Origin of the sequence: Actinomadura barringtoniae, assembly GCF_017573505.1 — a bacterium.
GTDB lineage: Bacteria > Actinomycetota > Actinomycetes > Streptosporangiales > Streptosporangiaceae > Spirillospora > Spirillospora barringtoniae.
In genome coordinates this window covers 144,518-163,016 of sequence record NZ_JAGEOJ010000007.1, presented here as the reverse complement: position 1 = coordinate 163,016, position 18,499 = coordinate 144,518, and the positions used below count along the sequence as shown (strand labels likewise).

The 18,499-nt window shown below is 69.7% G+C and carries 13 protein-coding genes; 5 read left to right on the top strand and 8 right to left on the bottom strand.

Translation table 11 applies throughout. The features are described 5' to 3' along the window. Positions 1–7: 7 nt before the first annotated feature. From J4573_RS56130 to J4573_RS18325, 5 genes are all read right to left on the bottom strand, one after another. Positions 8–1,159 carry a right-handed parallel beta-helix repeat-containing protein gene (locus J4573_RS56130; RefSeq protein ID WP_208256885.1) on the bottom strand — a complete coding sequence of 384 codons (1,152 nt, stop codon included), beginning with the start codon at positions 1,157–1,159 and terminating at the stop codon, positions 8–10. Positions 1,160–1,265: 106 nt separating this feature from the next. Next, positions 1,266–2,432: a right-handed parallel beta-helix repeat-containing protein gene (locus tag J4573_RS18340; protein WP_208256883.1), complete on the bottom strand. Its 1,167-nt coding sequence runs from the start codon at positions 2,430–2,432 to the stop codon at positions 1,266–1,268. Positions 2,433–2,558: 126 nt separating this feature from the next. Then, entirely contained in the window at positions 2,559–4,547 is a 1,989-nt protein-coding gene (locus J4573_RS18335) for a right-handed parallel beta-helix repeat-containing protein (RefSeq protein ID WP_208256881.1), read from the bottom strand. Between the two features lies 1 nt (position 4,548). Continuing rightward, positions 4,549–7,017 (bottom strand): right-handed parallel beta-helix repeat-containing protein, encoded by a 2,469-nt coding sequence (locus J4573_RS18330; protein WP_208256879.1) that lies wholly within the window; start codon positions 7,015–7,017, stop codon positions 4,549–4,551. A 1-nt stretch (position 7,018) separates the two neighbouring features. Next, positions 7,019–8,287, bottom strand: a complete 1,269-nt coding sequence (locus tag J4573_RS18325; RefSeq protein ID WP_208256877.1) for a glycosyltransferase family 2 protein — start codon at positions 8,285–8,287, stop codon at positions 7,019–7,021. Positions 8,288–8,810: 523 nt separating this feature from the next. Here J4573_RS18325 and J4573_RS18320 point away from each other — a divergent pair. The 4 genes from J4573_RS18320 (at position 8,811) to J4573_RS18305 (ending at position 13,742) form a co-directional block, all read left to right on the top strand. Continuing rightward, positions 8,811–10,646 carry an acyl-CoA dehydrogenase gene (locus tag J4573_RS18320; RefSeq protein ID WP_208256875.1) on the top strand — a complete coding sequence of 612 codons (1,836 nt, stop codon included), beginning with the start codon at positions 8,811–8,813 and terminating at the stop codon, positions 10,644–10,646. A 138-nt stretch (positions 10,647–10,784) separates the two neighbouring features. Then, on the top strand, positions 10,785–12,257 hold the full coding sequence (locus tag J4573_RS18315) for an OmpA family protein (protein ID WP_208256874.1): 1,473 nt from the start codon (positions 10,785–10,787) through the stop codon (positions 12,255–12,257). 17 nt (positions 12,258–12,274) lie between these two features. Continuing rightward, entirely contained in the window at positions 12,275–12,601 is a 327-nt protein-coding gene (locus J4573_RS18310) for a DUF6458 family protein (RefSeq protein ID WP_208256873.1), read from the top strand. 103 nt (positions 12,602–12,704) lie between these two features. Next, a complete protein-coding gene (locus J4573_RS18305; protein WP_208256872.1) occupies positions 12,705–13,742 on the top strand; it encodes a hypothetical protein in 1,038 nt (345 codons plus the stop codon). A gap of 75 nt (positions 13,743–13,817) precedes the next feature. On the opposite strand, the gene J4573_RS18300 is transcribed toward J4573_RS18305, so the two are convergent. From J4573_RS18300 to pdhA, 3 genes are read right to left on the bottom strand one after another with little or no spacing between them, the layout of a single operon-like run. Beyond that, a complete protein-coding gene (locus J4573_RS18300; RefSeq protein WP_208256871.1) occupies positions 13,818–15,263 on the bottom strand; it encodes a dihydrolipoamide acetyltransferase family protein in 1,446 nt (481 codons plus the stop codon). A 16-nt stretch (positions 15,264–15,279) separates the two neighbouring features. Then, on the bottom strand, positions 15,280–16,290 hold the full coding sequence (locus J4573_RS18295) for an alpha-ketoacid dehydrogenase subunit beta (protein WP_208256870.1): 1,011 nt from the start codon (positions 16,288–16,290) through the stop codon (positions 15,280–15,282). Beyond that, entirely contained in the window at positions 16,287–17,426 is a 1,140-nt protein-coding gene (pdhA, locus tag J4573_RS18290) for a pyruvate dehydrogenase (acetyl-transferring) E1 component subunit alpha (protein WP_208256869.1), read from the bottom strand. The genes J4573_RS18295 and pdhA overlap by 4 nt, the downstream gene beginning before the upstream one ends. Positions 17,427–17,709: 283 nt before the next feature. On the opposite strand from pdhA, the gene J4573_RS18285 reads away from it, so the two are divergent. Further along, positions 17,710–18,360, top strand: a complete 651-nt coding sequence (locus J4573_RS18285) for a maleylpyruvate isomerase N-terminal domain-containing protein (protein WP_208256868.1) — start codon at positions 17,710–17,712, stop codon at positions 18,358–18,360. Positions 18,361–18,499 lie beyond the last annotated feature (139 nt).

Sequence of the window (18,499 nt, the reverse complement as noted above, 5' to 3'; positions counted from 1 at the left end):
GAGGCCCTCAGGAGCAATTGCCCTTGTTGAGCAGCTTTCCGCCGCCCATGATCTTGTTGTCGCAGGCGACCTCGTTCCCGTCGGAATTGAGGTTGATGCCCACGCCCTTACCGCCGCCCAGGTCGATGACGTTGCCGCGGAAGATGTTGCCGGTGCCCCAGCCCTGGTATTCCTCGTGGGTCTGGAAGCCGTCGGCGACCGTCTTGCTGCCGCGGTTGGCGTCGAGAACGTAGTTGTTCCCCTTGGCGTCGACCCAGGAGTCGTTCACCTGGTCGCCGGAGAGCTTGGAACCGTCGAAGACGTTCGCGTAGACACGCCCTCCGGTGGTCCCCTCCTTGATGTCGACCGCCTCGGCGGTCGCCCGGATCTTGTTGCCGGCCACCAGGTTGTTGTCGCTCTTGTCCGGCTGTCCCTGCGTCAGCTCGCCCCAGTTCTTGTGGGCCGTGCCCAGGTAGACGCCCTCGCCGAAGCGCGGGTTGCGGGTGCCGGTGTTGAAGATGTTGTTGTAGGAGACGGTGTTGCCGGTGCTGAACTTGCGCAGGTGGATGCCCTCGTCGCCGGTGTCGCGAACGGTCAGGCCCTGCACGACCGAGCCGCTGCTGCCATCGAGCATCACGCCCTTCTGGCTGTTGCGGACGGTGAAGCCGATGAGGCGCCAGTACGCGGCGCCCTCCAGTTGCAGCCCGTAGCCCTTGTCGGCGTTGCCGCCGTCCAGGACCGCCTTGGCGGTGCCGCACAGGTAGATCGGCTTGTCGGCCAGGCCGGACTGCTCGGTCCGGTACTGCCCCTTGTAGACGCCCGGGGCCAGCTGGATCACGTCGCCGGCCTTGGCCTCGTTCAGCTGCTGCTGGAGCGACACCGCGTCGTGGACCGTGACCGTCGCCGACGGGCAGGGCTCCTGCTTGGCGGGTTCGGGAAGCGGCAGGTTCTGCGGCGGCGGCGTTCCCCCGCCCGAACCGGCGCCAGGGTTGGCGGCCCCCGGCACAGTCGCCCCGGCCGACGGCCCGTTGCCGGCGCCCCCGGCACCGGGGAACGGGTCCGAGCCCGCGGCCGGGTCCTTCGGCTTGTCGTCCCCTCCGCTGGTGGCCACCAGCACGATCCCGCTCGTGGCCACCGCACCCGCCAGCAGAATCCCGGCGAACTTGATGTCGATCTTCACTGCTTCACCGTCGTCAACGTCTCGTCACCTCGGCCCCGTAGCCCCCGTGTGTCCCGCATGTCCCCGTACGCCCCCGCGTCAGTTCCCGCCTGAGTCCCCGGAGGGCTCAGCCGGAGCACTGGCCCTTCGCCACGAGCTGGCCACCGGTCACCTTGTTGTCGCAGGCGATGGTGTTGCCGCCGACGGTGTCGTTGATCCCGACGCCCTTGCCGCCGGCCAGGTCGATGGTGTTGCCGCGGAAGACGTTGCCCTTGCCCCAGCCGTCGAGGATCTTGTGCACCTGGAAGCCGTCGGCGGGGGTCTTGGTGCCCTTGTTGCCCTCAAGGACGTAGTTGTTGCCCTTGACGTCGACCCAGGAGTCGTTGTGCTTGTCGCCACCGGTCACCGAGCCGTCGAAGACGTTCCCGATGATCTTGCCGCCGGTGGTGCCCTCCTTGATGTCGATCGCCTCGGCGGTCGCGCGGATCACGTTGCCGCGCACGACGTTGTTGTCGCTGTTGTCGATCCTGCCGCCGGAGAACTTCTTCCAGTTGGACTGCGCGGTGCCGAGGTAGACGCCCTCGCCGAACTTCTCGCGCCGCAGCCCGGTGTTGTAGATCTTGTTGTACTGGACGGTGTTCCCGGTCGAGAAGTTGCGCAGGTGGATCGCCTCGTCACCGATGTCGTGCACGGTGAGGCCCTGGATGATCGACCCGTTGCTGGTGTCGGCCATCACGCCCTTCTGGCTGTTCTGCACGGTGAACCCGATCAGCCGCCAGAAGTTGGCCTTGTTCAGGTGGAACGCGTAGCCCTTCTTCGGGCCGCCGCCGTCGATGATCGCGCCCTGGTCGCCGCACAGGAAGATCGGCTGCTGCGCGGTCCCGGAGGCCTGCGCCACGAACTTGCCCGAGTAGGTGCCCGCGTTCATCTTGATCACGTCGCCCGGCTTGGCGCCGTTCACGGCCTGCTCCAGCGACTTGGCGTCGGTGACGGTCTTGGTGGGGTTCGGGCAGTTGATCTTGCCGGCGCCCTCGGGGACCGGCAGCGCCAGCGGCTGGCCGGGCTGCGCGCCGCCGCCCTTGCCGCCGTCGTCACCGCCGTCGCCGCCCTCGTCGTCCCCGTTCACGTCGGAGGTCGGCGCCGTCCCGGGGTTGTTGCCGTTGGCAGAGGTGTTCTTGGTCTTGTCACCGTCGTCACCGCCGGTGAGACCGATGACAAGGAACGCCACGCCGCCCATGACCAGTGCACCGACCACCAGTCCGATGACGAACTTCAGGTCGATCTTGGACTTCATAACTGAACTACTTCCTCTCCTGACCGATCATGCTGGCGACTTCGCGTAGCTAGAGATCTCGCCTTGCCTCGCGGGACGAGCCCGTGACCCTACCGCTCAGTCATCTCCCGGCTCCAGAGCGCCAGGTCATCGCCTGGCCCCCGGGGCTCCGGCGCCTCCAGGGCCTCCGGGGGCCCCGTGGCGACCCGGGCTGCCCGCGGCGATCCGGGGGGCCGCGCTTCCCGGTCTGGTGGCCGGTGCCGCGCCCGGCGGCGCCGGAACGGTCGCGCCCGCGCGCCGCAGCAGCCGGACGGGACGCTCCTCGAGCTTGTCCTGATGCTCGTACGGGTGCGCCCCGCGGCGGCCGATCCGCAGCCCGGTCGACCGGGAGCGGTACATCGAGATGCCGACCAGCAGGAAGACGCTGGCCCAGATCACGTTCATCGGCTTGAACACGCGCTTCATCCACGTCCAGAAGCCGGCGGTCTTGTGCCAGCCCTTCACGTTGTTGTTCACGTTGGAGTAGGAGCCGCGCGACAGGTCCACGTCCATGACGCTCGTGCCCGCGCCGCTCAGCGTGTTGCCGGTGATCTGCGTCCCGGCGACGTTGCCCTTCAGCGTGATGCCGTGCTTGTGCGCGGACTCGACGGTGTTGCCGGTGACGACGCTGGCGGCGTCGCGCAGGTAGAGCGCGGTCTGCGTGCCGGTGACCACGTTGCCGGACACGGTGGCGCCGCTGACGCCGTCGCGCAGGACGATGCCCTGCCGTGCGGGCTCCTTCACCTGGTTGCCGGCGAGCTGGACGTGGGTGGCCTTCTCGCGCACCACGATCCCCATGTCGCCGCCGCTGATCCGGCTGTTCTGCACCGACACCGCGTTGCCGCCGAGGACCTCGACGCCGTAGCGGCGGTTGTTCTTGATGGTCGCGCCGCTCACCCAGTTGTTGCCGAACGCCTGGATCGCCTCGCCGGAGGCCGAAGGGCCGTCGGCGAGCGGCTGCCCGTTCAGCGTGAAGCCGTTGCCGCCGTTGCCCTCCGACGTGCAGTTGCTGATCCGCACGCCCTCCGTACCGCGCGACAGCACGAACCCGTCGCCGCGGCCACCGCTCACCGAGGTGTTCTCGATGACCGCGTTCTTGGCGAACCGGTGCAGCAGCACGCCGTGGACCAGGCTGTTGCGGATCGTGACGTTGGTGATCTGCGCCTGGTTGGAGGCGGTGACGAACAGCCCGTAGGCGTCGCCGTCGATGGTGGTGTGGTCGATCTGGCCGGAGACCAGGTCGGCGGCCGGGACGGTGAAGCTGGCGCCGCCCTTGCCCTCGCTCGGCGCCGCCGAGACGGTGACCTCGTCCTTGGTGCCGGTCGGGGTCGCGGTCTGTTCGGCCGAGGAGTCGGGCCGGTCCGAGCCGGTCAGCGCCACCCCGCCGGTGCGCCCGCTCCAGAAGCCCAGGTTGGAGACCTGGGTGTACTTCATGGCGAACTCACCGCCGATCGCGCGGATGTAGGCGCGGCCGTCGGCCACCGTCGTGTCGGGCTTGCGGGTGTCGTTGTTCCAGCTGGTGAAGCGGACCGGGTTCTGTGCCGAGCCGTTGAACTTGACGCTGCCGCCGCCGCTGACGATCGTGGTGAACTGCCCCGGCACGCTGCGCATGCGGATCGTGAGCGGGCCGGACGCGCTCTGCAGGACCAGCTTGCCGCCGTCGGCGACGAAGATGTTGACGCTGAGCAGGTAGGAGCCGTCGTTCTGCTTCTGGAAGTCCTGCCCGGCCAGCTTCTCCAGGTCCTGGACGTAGTAGGGCTCGCGGCGCTGCGGCAGCATCAGCGTCCGGCCGTTGGCCGAGCTGAGCACCCGCGGCGCGCGCGCCTGGGCGGCGGCCGCGCCGCCGCCCGCCAGGTCCGACTCCTGCTTGGCGCGGATCTGCATGACGCGCAGGTCCTCGGCGTCCACCAGCGTCGCCTGCTGGCGCGCCGAGTCCGCCGAGACGTCGTTGACGCCGGGCGCGCCCGCGCCCTGGTCCATGTAGGTGCGGTAGGCGTACGTGCCACCGCCGGCCAGGCCGAGCACCAGCACGGTCGTCACGATCTTCTTGGTGCGACCCTTGCCCTTCGGGGGAGCCCCTTCGGAGTGCGATCCCACGTCAACCCCCCTTCCGCTTGGGCCGCGGGACGCCCTGGTGGGGCGTCGCGTGGTTGGGCTGGACCGGGCGGGGAGCTCCACCCGGCTGAGGCGAGGCCGACCGCGGCACCGTGGGAGGCGCGGGCGGCGCGGGCTGCGGCGGCGTCACCGGACGCGGTGCCGGCGCTCCGCCCGCCGAGCCCGGCTGTCCCGGCGACGGTGCCGAGACGGGCTTCGGCTGCGGCTGCGCACCCCACGGCGGCGCGTCGCTGGGACGCTGACCGCCGCCGGGACGCTGTGCGCCACCGCCCGGCTGGGGCGGAGCGGCAGGTCCGCGTGCGGGAACGGCAGGGCGTCCGGGCGTACCCGGGCCGCCGACGGGAACGCCGGGCCCGGCCACCGGAACACCGGGCCCCGCGACCGGAACGCCAGGTCCCGCGACCGGCACACCGGGAGCACCGGCACCGGCCATCGCGGGCGCGGGCCTGCCCGGCTGGGCGGGCATGCGCCGGCCGACCGCCTGGGCCGCCGACTGGGCGGCGCCCATCGCGCGGCGCGGCAGGCTCCACACCTGCCGCCGCTCCATCGGCTGCTGGAGCTCGTACGGGTGAACGCCGATCCGGCCGATGCGCGAACCGCCACGGCCACGGGAGCGTGCCATCGCGAAGAACACCATCGAGAAGACCGCGGCCCAGATGAGGTTCAGCGGCGTCATGTAGCGCTGGGCCTTCATCCACAGCGAGGCCGTGTCGGTCCAGCCGTCGGTGTTGTTGTCCTCCTTGGTCACCCGGCCGTGCGCACGGGACGTGCTCACCGCGCTGGTGCCGCGGCCGCTGAGGGAGTTGTTGCGGATCTCCGACCCGCCCGCCTTCCCGGTGACCGAGATGCCGTGCGCGGTCGCGCCCTGGATCACGTTGCCCACCAGCGTTCCGCTGGCGTTGCGCATGTAGATGCCGGTACGGGCGCCGACCACGGTGTTGCCCGCCAGGCTGGCGTCGGTCACGCCGTCGCGCAGCGCGATACCCTGCCGGACCTGCTTGGTCAGCTGGTTGCCGGAGATCTGCACGGACGAGGCACCGGCGCGGACCACGATGCCCATGTCACCGCCGATGACCTTGCTGTTCTGCACGGCCAGCTTGTCGCCGCCCATGAGCTCCAGCCCGTAGTGGCCGTTGTCCTTGGCCACGCTGTTGTTGACCGAGCTGTCGCCGAAGCTCTGCAGGGACTCGCCGGAGGCCGACGGGCCGACCGCCAGGGCCTGGCCGTTCAGCGTGAAGCCGTTGCCCTTGTTGCGCTCGGAGGTGCAGTTGCTGACCCGCACCTTCTCGGTGGCACGTGACAACACGAAGCCGTCGCCGCCGCTGCCGAGCACCGTGGTGTTCTGCACGTTGGCGTTCTTGGTGAACCGGTGCAGGACCAGCCCGTCGACCAGGCTGTTCTCGAACCGGTCGTTGGTGATCTGGGTCTGGTTGGAGCCGGACACGAACAGCCCGAACGCGTTGCCCGCGAGCGTGCTGTTGTCGATCGCGCCGGTGACCAGGTCGGCCGCCGGAACGTGCGTGGCGGTGCCGCCGGGCGCCTCGGTCTCGATGTCACCGGGACCGCCGCCGCTCTTGCCCTGCTGCTTGTTCTTCTTGAGGCGGTCCTGCTTGGCCTGGTGGCGCTGCTCCTTGTTGAGGTGCTTGACGGCGCTCGCGGGCCGGTCGGTGCCGGTCATCGCGATGCCACCCGTACGGCCGGACCAGAAGCCCAGGGACGAGACCCGCGCGTACTTCATCTTGAAGTCGCCGCCGACCGCGCGGATGTAGGCCCGCCCGTCGGCGACCACGTTGTCGGGGCCGCGGCTCTGCGGCGTCCAGCTGGCGATCTGGACGGGGTTCTGCGCCGTTCCCTCGATCTTGATGCTGCCGCCGAAGCTCACGATCGAGGAGAAGCCGTTCGGCCCGCTGGCCATCTTGATGTTGAGCGCCCCAGAGGGGTTCTGCAGGACGAGCTTGGCCCCGTCGGAGACGAAGACGTGAATGCTCAGCAGGTAGGAGCCGTCGGGGAGCTTGCTGAAGTAGCGGCCGCCGTACTTCACCAGGTCGGCGACCGTGTAGGGCTTGCCGTTGTTGACCGCGGGCAGGACCAGCGTCTTGCCGTGCGCCGAGGTGAAGATCTGCGGCCGCTTCCACTGCGCGGTCGCGGCGCCGCCGATCTGCAGGATCGCCGCCAGCGTCGACCGGGTCTGCAGGACCCGCTGGTCCTCCTGGTCGACGAGGGTCGCCTGCCGCTGGGCGTCGGCCAGCGGATCGAGCCTGCCCCGGGCGCCGTTGCCGGGGACGGCCGATCCGTTCACCGTGCCCGCCGGCACCGTGCCCGCCGATCCGTTCGCCGGGGTGGTCGCACCGAACGCCTGGCCGGAGCCGAACGCCGGGATCGCCGCGACGGGGAGCGCGAAGCCGAGGGAGAGAACGAGACCCAGCGAGCTTCGCCGAATCGCGAGGGTCACGTCAGCCCACTCCCTGCAGGGAGGAGGCGCTCTGGCCGGCGCCGCCGACCTGGTCGGAGGTCCGGGTGATCCAGCCCTGCTTGTTCATGGTGACGAAGGCGTACAGCTTGATGGGGAGCGAGACCATGATGATGATCAGGGCGGTGAGCGGGAGCAGCAGGATCTCTCCGGGGTGGCGCTTCAGGTGCGACCAGCCGCGCACGCCGCGGCCGAGCAGCACCCAGCCGAGCGCCAGGGTGATGCCGAGCGGGTGCAGGTTGTCCATGATCCGGCTGAAGACCAGGTAGCCGAGGGTGACGCCCATGGTGACCGGGGTGAGCAGGATCTGCAGCACGGTGACCTTGGTGACGAACGGCGTCTTCCAGAGCCAGCCCTTCCACAGCGCGGTCAGGTAGCAGCGGTAGGAGTTGCGGCTCCAGCGGATGCGCTGCTTGACGAACGCGCTGAAGCTGGAGGGGAACATCGAGATCGCCTTGGCCGACGACTGGTGCACGGTCTTGTAGCCCTGCGAGATCGTCAGCCAGGTGAGCCGGCCGTCGTCGCCGGCGATGCAGCGGCGGCCCATGAAGAACTCGTTCTCGAGGTTCTCCACGACCGGCAGGATCACCGAGCGGCGGTAGGCGGCGGTACGGCCCGACAGGCACGCGACCCCGCCCTTGCTGCCCATCGCGGGCACGTAGTCGTAGTAGCGCAGGTTGACCAGCCAGTCGGCGATGCGCCGCCAGACGCTGGTCTCGCGCTGGTAGACGTTCTGCTGCGTTCCGACGCCGCCGACCTGCGGGTCCTCGAACGGCATCTGCACCGCGTCGAGCAGCCCCGGGGTCCACAGCGTGTCGGAGTCGGCGAAGACGATGATCTCGCCGCGGGCGGCGCGGATGCCGACGCCCAGGGCCGAGCGCTTGCCCGAGTGCTCGTAGACCAGCACGTGCAGGCGCGGGTCGGTGACCTGCGCGAGCCGTCGCTGGACCTCGTGGTCGCCGACGTCGACGACCATGATGATCTCGCTCGGGTTCTGCGCGAGCCAGGTCTCCAGCGCCTTGATCTGGATGTCGGGGTCCTCGCGGTAGGACGGCACCACGACCGAGACCGTGGTGCGGAAGTTGTTGACCACCGGCTTGTCCATGCGCGACAAGATCACTCGATAGATCCAGAGCGACCACACCAGCAGCCCCGCAAGACCCAGCGGCACGAACTTCCGCCAGTCACCATCGGCGGTCGCGCCCTGGATCGACTCCCAGGCGTTACTGAGCCACCCCGTGACAGACGACAAAACGGTCCTCCCTCCGTATGGCCCCGGGAGGGATTTCGCACCCCTGCGTCCCCTAGCAACCCCGTGCCACCACAAGTAAGAGTGAGCAGATCAGCAATTGGTTCACTTTTGCCAGATCCGGTCATCGGCGTCCCGGAAGGGGCAGCTCACTACCGTTTGGGGGATTTGCCGTCAAGCGGAAACGATCGATCGTTTCCGGATCGATGTGCTGGAAACGGGCTGGACTGGCCCGCGTCACGCTCCGGAAACGCGCCGGTCAGGGAGACCACCCTTTTCATCCCTGAATGACCGATTCAGAGGTTTTGACGCGCCCCGTAAGGGGTCGTTTGAGGCGCTCGCGCGGTTGCTGTGAGTTGTGTCACTTTCTCCGGGGTCAGAACCCTGCGGTGTGACTTACGGCAGTGCAATCGGCCCGTCCCTGCAGGGGTTGTCACTGGTTACCAGCGGGTAGCATGATGGTGAGTTACTGACCAGTACACGACGCGGGGCCGCTGAGCCGCCGCCGATCTAAACGGAGTGTTCGATGGGGCACTACAAGAGCAACCTCCGGGACCTGGAGTTCAACCTCTTCGAGGTGTTCAACCGCCAGGACCTGCTCGGCAGCGGTCCGTACGCGGAGCTGGACGAGGACACCGTGCGCAGCATCCTCGAGGAGGTGAACCGCCTTGCCGAGGGACCGATCGCCGAGTCCTTCGAGGACGCCGACCGCAACCCTCCGAAGTTCGACCCCGCGACCGGCGACGTCGCCATGCCCGAGAGCTTCAAGAAGTCCTACAAGGCTTGGATGGACGCCGAGTGGTACCGCCTCGACCTGGCCCCCGAGTTCGGCGGCAGCGGCGCTCCCCGCTCGCTGACCTGGGCCGTCGCTGAGCAGGTCCTGGGCGCCAACCCGGCCGTCTACATGTTCTCCTCGGGTCCCGGCTTCGCCCAGATCCTCTGGCACATCGGCACCGCCGAGCAGAAGAAGTTCGCCGAGCTGGCCCTTGAGCGCCAGTGGGGCGCCACGATGGTGCTGACCGAGCCGGACGCCGGCTCCGACGTCGGCGCCGGCCGGGCCAAGGCCGTCCAGCAGGCCGACGGCACCTGGCACATCGAGGGCGTCAAGCGCTTCATCACCTCGGCCGAGCACGACATGGCCGAGAACATCTTCCACCTGGTGCTGGCCCGCCCCGAGGGCGCCGGCCCCGGCACCAAGGGCCTGTCGATGTTCCTGGTGCCCAAGTACACGGTCGACCTCGAGACCGGCGAGCTGGGCGAGCGCAACGGCGCCTACGTGACCAACGTCGAGAAGAAGATGGGCCTCAAGGTCTCCACGACCTGCGAGCTCACCTTCGGCGAGAAGCACCCGGCCGTCGGCTACCTGGTGGGCGACGTCCACGAGGGCATCAAGCAGATGTTCATGGTCATCGAGTACGCCCGGATGATGGTCGGCACCAAGGCCATCGCCACCCTCTCCACCGGCTACCTCAACGCCCTCGAGTACGCCAAGGAGCGCGTGCAGGGCGCCGACCTCACCCAGATGACCGACAAGACCGCTCCCCGGGTCACCATCACCCACCACCCGGACGTGCGGCGCAGCCTGCTCACCCAGAAGGCCTACGCCGAGGGCATGCGGGCGCTGGTCCTGCTCACCGCCTCCTACCAGGACGCGGTGCAGATCGCCGAGCACGAGGGCCGCAAGGACGAGCTCGCCGAGAAGATCAACGACCTGCTGCTGCCGATCGTGAAGGGCTTCGGCTCCGAGCGGGCCTACGCGCTGCTCGGCAGCGAGTCGCTGCAGACCCTGGGCGGCTCGGGCTTCCTGCAGGAGTACCCGATCGAGCAGTACATCCGGGACTCCAAGATCGACACCCTCTACGAGGGCACCACCGCGATCCAGGGCCTGGACCTGTTCTTCCGCAAGATCCTGCGGGACAACGGCGAGGCGCTGAAGGTGCTGGCCGGCGAGATCCAGGCGTTCGCCCAGAGCGACGCGGGCAACGGCCGCCTCAAGAACGAGCGCGCGCTGCTGGCCAAGGGCCTGGAGGACCTGCAGGGCATCCTCAACCCGATGATCGGGTGGGCCCTCGGCTCCATGGAGGACCCGAAGGAGCTCTACAAGGTCGGCCTGAACTCCAGCCGCTTCCTGCTCGGCCTCGGCGACCTGGTCGTCGGCTGGCTGCTGCTCCGCCAGGCCGAGATCGCCCTGGCCAAGCTCGGCGGCGGCGACGTCTCCGACGCCGACAAGGCCTTCTACACCGGCAAGGTGACCTCGGCGCAGTTCTTCGCGCAGACCGTCCTGCCGAGGCTGGCCGCCGAGCGGGTCGTCGCCGAGACCACCACGCTCGACGTGATGGAGCTCCCGGAGGAGGCCTTCTAGCCGCCCGCGCTAAGCCTCCGCGGACACATCGGCCCTCGTCACGCTTTGTGAGGTGACGGGGGCCGCTGCGTGTTTTGTGGGGCATCAGTAGTCTGGTGCGGCATTCGTCTCTGGCCCCCACCATCTCCCGGAGCTCCCATGCCGGCCCGCAGGCTGACCGTCCCCCTCGCCCTCCCGCTCGTCGGGGTCCTCATCGCGAGCGCGGGCTGCTCGGACTCCAAGGCGACCGACAAGTCCGCTCCGCCGAAGACCCAGGGCAACGCCTCCCCGTCGAAGGTGGAGGTGCTCGGCCAGTTCACCAAGGAGGGCTGGTTCGGCGCCGCGCCCGGCCTGCACGCCCGGATGGAGATCAAGGGCGTCCAGCGCCAGGGTGCCAAGACGGTGCTCACCTACAGCGTGACCTCGATGGACCCGGCGGCCAAGTCGCTGGCGCTGTCGATCCCGCTGCTGGACCCGGTGGGCCGCAAGCTCTACAAGCCGATCACCGCGGCGCCCGCCGGGGCGTTCCAGCCGAACGCGACCCAGGACCAGACCGTCGAGTACCCGGCGATCCCGCAAGGCGTCGAGAAGGTCACCGCGATCACGCCCGGCACGGCCGGGGAGTTCACCGGCATCCCGGTGACCGGCACCGGTGACTCGCCCGCGGCCGGCGCCGACGGCGGCGACCAGGGCAACGGCAACCCGCTCGACCTCTACGACATCACCGAGGGCGAGATCAAGGACGTCACGTCCAGCGGCTCGGACGTGAAGATGAACCTGCGCACCGACGTGCTGTTCGACTTCGGCTCCGCCAAGCTCTCGGGCCGCGCCAAGTCGGTCCTGGACGAGGCCGCGCAGGAGATCAAGGCCAAGGCCGACCCCACCAAGCGGCCGCTGACCATCGACGGGCACACCGACAGCAAGGGCAGCGACCAGTTCAACCTCAAGCTCTCCCGGGAGCGCGCCGAGGCGGTCACCAAGCAGCTGCAGGCCCGGCTCGGCAACCAGTTCAAGTACTCGCCGCACGGCAAGGGCGAGTCCGAGCTGATCGCCAAGGAGGGCGGCCCGGACGACGCCAAGGCCCGCGCCCGCAACCGCCGCGTCGAGATCTCCTACGTCGTACGGCAGCAGGCGCCCGGCGTGACCTCCGCCTCGACCGCCGCCGCCGACGGCCGCGGCGAGACCGTCAAGCCGGCCGACTTCCACGGCCAGGACGGCCAGAAGGTCGCCAGCCGCTACGCCCGGGTCGGCCAGCAGAAGCGGCGCCTGGACGTGCTGCCCTTCTACCGTGACGGCGCCTACATCGTCGCCGTCTTCAACATCGTGGACGAGGGGCCCGGCCCGATCCCGCCGCAGGCCGCCTACCCGCACAAGGACTACGTGGGCGGCGCGTTCACCTCGTTCTCGATCGTCAGCCCGAACGGCAAGGACGTCTACCGCGCGGTCCGCGTCGGCCAGCCGGCCGCCGACGGCGCCGCGTCCTACGTCGACCCGGGCGCCGCGACGTTCCGTACGGGCGAGAACGAGCCCAACCGGGGCTTCGCCTACATCCCCGCCCCGCCCGGCAATCCGACGACCGTGACCTTCGACGGCGGTCCTTTCGGCAAGACGAACAACGTCCCCGTGCAGTAATCCACACTCGTACGGGTGTGACGACCGAGCCGAGCGGATACTTAAAGAGCACGGCAACGGTTCGTCCGGCGGAGGTCACGCGCATGGGTCTCGGCGTCAGTGTGTTCACCATTACCCTCGGGCTGATCCTCAAGTTCGCGATCAAGCCGGACGCCATGAAGGATCCGGTCGACATCCACGTGATCGGGGTCATCCTGATCATCGTGGGCGGCGCCACGTTCGCGCTCCAGTTGCTGATGATGAGCCGGATGCAGCAACGCGGCGGCGGGGGGCCCTCCAACGGCATCGACAACTCGGGCCGCGACCGCCTCTATAACGGCGACAACAACCCGCCGCCCGTCTGACCTCCGGGCGAGGTCACCCGGTCGCGCCGGGTGCGCAACGAATTGGTCGGCGCGGTGCGTCGCACGGTAACGCAGTCGTCGCGCATGCCCGATGATCCCTGACGTGACCAGCAAGTCGATCCGCCTCCTGGCCGTCGCGCTCACCGCGCTGACCTCCGGCACGGCCGCTCAAGCCTCAGCGGCCGCGCGGGCCTCAGCCGACGCTGAGGCTTCACCGGCCGCTCAAGCCTCAGCGCCGGCGCCGCCGCCCGTCGTGCACGGAACGGCGCCGAGCCTGCACCCCGAGAGCGCCGCGTACGACACGGCGCGGCACGCCTTCCTGGTGGGGTCGCTGCGGCACGGCACGGTCTCGGTCGTGCGGCCGGACGGCACGGTGAGCCCGCTCGTCGACGACCCCGAGTTGATCTCGGCCGCCGGAATCAAGATCGACCAGGCGCGCAACCGCCTGCTGGTCGCCAACGGCGACGCGGGCGTGAGCGTGAAGTCCTCGGCCTCGACGAAACGCCGCGTGGCCGGGCTGGGGATATACGACCTGACCTCGGGACGCCGGATCGGCTACGTCGATCTGGCGGCCGTGGCGGGCGACGGCGGTGAGCACTTCGGCAACGACATGGCGATCGCGTCCGACGGGACCGCCTACGTGACCGACTCGTTCGACCCGGTCGTCTACCGCGTCCCGCTCGTCGGCAAGCCCTCTGTCTTCACGCGGTACGCGGGGCTGGCCGGAGCCAGGCACGGGTTCGGCGCGAACGGCATCGTCCAGCAGGCCGGACGGCTCGTGGTCGGCAACTACAGCACGGGCCGGATCTACCGGATCCCGGTCGTTCATCCACAGGCTGTGGACGAGGTGAAGCTGGCCGGCGGCCCGCTGCCCGGCGCGGACGGCTTCACCCTGCGCCCCGACGGCTCCCTGGTCGTGGTCACGAACAAGGTCGCCTCCAGCGGCGCCGACGCGGTCTTCAGCCTCCGTCCGGCAGCGGACTGGTCGTCGGCCGGCGTGGCCGAGCACCAGGCCTGGCCCGATCCTGCCCCCACGGGAGCGGCCTATGTGCCCGGCGTCGGCGCCTACGTGCTGAGCGGCCGCCTGGACGTGCTGTTCCACGGCTCGACCTCGGACATGTTCACGATCCGCCGCTTCTGAACGAGAAACAGGAACGCCGGACATGCGAAGGCCGCCCCGGGGTGGGAGCGGGGCGGCCTTCTGGGGGGATTGCTCCTAGTTCCAGGCGAGCATGCGGAGCGGGTCCTCGAGCATGTCGCCGATGTCGCGCAGGACCTTCGAGCCCAGCTCGCCGTCGACGATGCGGTGGTCGAACGACAGCGCGAGCGTGGTCACCTTGCGGATCGCCAGCTCGCCCTCGTGGACCCACGGCATGTCCCTGATCTGCCCGAACGCCAGGATGGCGGCCTCGCCGGGGGTCAGGATCGGGGTGCCGGTGTCGACGCCGAACACGCCCACGTTGGTGATCGTGACCGTTCCGCCGGTGAGGTCGGCGGGGGTCGCCTTGCCGGAACGGGCCGTCTCGATCAGCTCGCCGAGGGCCTTCGCCAGCCCCGGCAGGGACATGGCGTGCGCGTCCTTGATGTTGGGGACGAGCAGCCCGCGCGGGGTGGCGGCCGCGATGCCGAGGTTCACGTAGTTCTTGACCACGATCTCGGCGCCGGAGCCGTTCGACCCCCCGCCCACCTCCCCTGCCCCCTTCTCAGCCCACGAGGCGTTGGCCATCGGGTTGCGGCGGAGCGCCGTGAGCAGGGCCTTGGCGACCAGCAGCAGCGGCGAGACCTTTACCTCGCCGAACTCGGGAAGCTCGCGGAGCCGTCGTACGGTCTCCATCGTGCGCGTGACGTCGATCTGAAGGAACTCGGTCACGTGCGGCGCCGTGTAGGCCGACTGCGTCATGGCCGCGGCGGTCGCCTTCCGGACGCCCTTGACCGGGATCCGCTCCTCGCGTTCTCCCGCCCGAACGGGGACGGCGGGCGCGGCGGCCTGAGTCGCGGGCGCACTGAGGGCCGCCTGGACGTCCTCGCGGGTGATGGAGCCGCGCGGGCCGGAACCGGTCAGGGCCGTCAGGTCGACGCCCAGGTCCTTGGCCATCTTGCGCACGGGCGGCTTGGCCAGCGTCCGCTTGTCCACAGGCTGTGGATAAGCGGACGGAGTGGGGGCCGCCGGAGCCGGAGCCGGAGCGGGAACGGGAGTCGCGACCGCAGCGGCGGGCGCAGCCGGAGCCGCAGGGGCTTCGGACTTGCGGGCCCGGCGCTTGGTGGCGCCCGGCTTGACCCCGTACCCCACCAGAACGGGCTGCCGCTTGGGCTCCTCGGGAGACACCATGCCGGGCTCCTCGACCCGGGGCACGGCCTCCTGAACGGGCGCCGCAGCAGCAGCGTCGGCGGCGGCGGGGGCCGCGTCGCCGCCCTCACCCTCGACGTTCACCGAGATGATCGGGATGCCGACGTCGACCGTGACGCCCTCCTCCACCAGCAGCTCCGAGACCGTTCCCTCGAACGGGCAGGGGAGCTCCACGATGGCCTTGGCGGTCTCGATCTCGACGATCGTCTGGTTGACCTCGACCTGGTCGCCGGGCTGGACGTGCCACTTGACGATCTCGGCCTCGGTCAGGCCCTCACCGACGTCGGGCAGCTTGAACTGCTTCGTTTCACTCATCAGCGTCGTCCCCCGGTCACCAGGCGAAGGTCCGGTCGACCGCGTCCAGGATGCGATCGAGGTCGGGCAGGTAGTGGTCTTCCAGGCGGGACGGCGGGTACGGCGTGGAGAAGCCGCCGACCCGCAGCACCGGGGACTCCAGCCGGTAGAAGCACCGTTCGGTGATCCGCGCGGCGAGCTCGGCGCCGTAGCCGGAGAAGACCGGGGCCTCGTGGACGACCACGCAGCGGCCGGTGCGGTCGACCGACTCGGTGACGGTGTCGATGTCGAGCGGGCTCAGCGAGCGCAGGTCGATGACCTCCAGCGAGCGGCCGTCGTCGGCGGCCGCGCCCGCGGCCTCCAGGCAGGTCTTCACGGCGGGCCCGTACGCCAGGACGGTGACGTGCTCGCCGGGCTGGACGATCCGGGCCTTGTGCAGCGGGGTCCAGGAGTCGGGGGACGACTCGCGGTCGACCTCGGCCTTGTCCCAGTAGCGCCGCTTGGGCTCGAAGAAGATCACCGGGTCGGGAGAGGAGATCGACTGCTGGATCATCGTGTACGCGTCGGAGGCGTTGGAGCACGCCACCACGCGCAGGCCCGCGGTGTGGGTGAAGTAGTTCTCCGGCGACTCCGAGTGGTGCTCGACGGCGCCGATGCCGCCGCCGCACGGGATGCGGATCACGACGGGCAGGTTCAGCTTGCCGAGCGAGCGCATGTGCATCTTGGCGAGCTGGGTGATGATCTGGTCGGCGGCCGGGAACACGAAGCCGTCGAACTGGATCTCCACGACCGGGCGGTAGCCGCGCAGCGCGAGCCCGATGGCGGTGCCGACGATGCCCGACTCGGCGAGCGGGGTGTCGATGACCCGCTCCTCGCCGAAGTCCTTCTGGAGCTCGTCGGTCACGCGGAAGACGCCGCCGAGCTTGCCGACGTCCTCGCCCATGACCAGGACCTTGGGGTCGTTCTCCATGGCCTTGCGCAGGCCGGCGTTGATGGCCTTGCCCAGGGGCAGGGGTGCGGCGGACTGAGTCTCCGTTGACTGGGTCATGACGACACCTCCTCGAAGGAAGCCAGGTAGGCGGCGAACTGCTCCTGCTCTTCGGTCATCAGCGGGTGCTTGTCCGCGTAGACGTGCTCGAAGATCTCAAGGGGCTGGGGATCGGGGAGCGCCAGGCACGCCTTGCGCAGGCCGGCGGCGACCTGCTTGGCCTCGGCGTCGATCTCGTCGAAGAACGCGGTGTCGGCCAGGTCGTTGCGGACGAGGTAGGCCTTGACCCGCTCGATCGGGTCCTTCAGCTTCCAGGACTCCTCTTCGGCCTTCAGCCGGTAGCGGGTGGGGTCGTCGGTGGTGGTGTGGGCGCCCATCCGGTACGTGTAGGCCTCGATGAGGGTCGGGCCCTGGCCGGTACGGGCGTTCTCCAGCGCCTTGCGGGTCACCGCGAGGCAGGCGAAGACGTCGTTGCCGTCGACCCGCAGACCCGGGAAGCCGTAGCCCTCGGCGCGCTTGTAGAGCGGGATCCGGGACTGCTTCTCCAGGGGCTCGGAGATGGCCCACTGGTTGTTCTGGCAGAAGAAGACCACGGGGGCGTTGAAGACCGAGGCGAACACGAACGACTCGTTCACGTCGCCCTGGGAGGTGGCCCCGTCGCCGAAGTAGGCGATCGTGGCGCCGGCCTTGTCGGTGCCCAGCACGCCGTCGCGCTGGATGCCCATGGCGTAGCCGGTCGCGTGGAGCGTCTGGGAGCCGATCACGATCGTGTAGAGGTGGAACCCGTGCTCGGCGGGGTCCCAGCCGCCGTGGTTGACGCCGCGGAACAGGCCGAGCAGGTTGATCGGCTCGACGTTGCGGCAGTAGGCGACGCCGTGCTCCCGGTAGGTCGGGAACACCATGTCGTTATCGGTCATCGCCCGGCCGGAGCCGATCTGCGCGGCCTCCTGGCCGAGCAGCGAGGCCCAGAGTCCGAGCTCGCCCTGCCGGGTGAGCGCGACGGCCTCCATGTCGATCTTGCGGACGATCACCAGGTCGCGGTAGAGCCCGCGGATCTCGTCGGTGGTGAGCTCCAGCGGATAGTCCGGATGCTCGATTCGCTCGCCCTCGGGGGTGAGCAGCTGGATGAGCTCGGTCCCGTCGGACGGCGACAGCTCTGGGGTGTCGGGCGCGCCGCGCACGGAGTCGATCGTCATCGATGACCCTCCTCGTTCGGGGCCGGGTCGCGGGATCGCCGCGGGGACCGGCCGACATCGGTGGCAGCCGCCCCCAGGTAAGGGGACGAAATGCCACTAATGACATCGTGGCAGACATCACACCTAAGGACGCAAGTCTTCCCTTGGGGGTTCCCTACCCCGTGCCGGCCTCGGCGCACCGCGCCCAGGCCACACAGCGCCTCGGCGACCCCGAGTGAAGTGCGTCACTGTTCGTCGTCGATCACGAGGACGAGGGCCGCGTCGCCGTGCTGGGATGTGAGGAATGGACCCCCTGGAGCTTCGGAACGACTACCTGGACGTCGCCGACGTGGCGGCGGCCCTCCTCACCGAACCCGCCGTGGCCGCCGCCTGGGAGGAGCACAGCGCGCTGGCCGAGTACACCGTCGGCGGCCTGGCCGGGCACTACGCAGGGCAGATCTTCTTCATCGGCAGGGTGCTGCAGGAGCCGCCGCCGAAGGAGGAGCCGATCCCGCTGCTGGACTACTACAGCCGGGTGAGCTGGCTGAACGAGCCGGGCCTGGACTCGCCCGCCAACGTGCGCATCCGCGCCGCCTCGCAGGAACTGGCGGCGGCCGGTCCCCAGTCCCTGTCGGAACGGGCCGCCTGGGCGGTCGGGCAGCTGCGCACCGCGCTCCCCGACCTGCCGCCCCGCAACGTACGGCTCCCGAACTGGCACGACTGGTCGCTCACGTTCGACGACTTCCTCACCACCCGGCTGTTCGAGCTGGTGATCCACACCGACGACCTCGCCGTCAGCGTGGGCCTGCCCACCCCCGAACTGCCGGACGGCGCGGTCGACACGGTCGTGGCGCTGCTCGCTCAGCTGGCCGTACGGCGCCACGGGGCGACCGACGTCATCCGGGCGCTCAGCCGCGCCGAACGTGCCCCCACGAAGCCGATAGCCGCCATCTAGCACCCGTTCCGGCGTACGGGCCGCGCCATGGGCCCGTACGCCGGCTCCCTCACTCGTGGGAGAGAGCGCGGGTGGCGCCTGCTCACGGGAGAGGGCGCGGGTGGCGCCTGTTCGCGGGAGAGGGCGCGGGTAGCGCCTG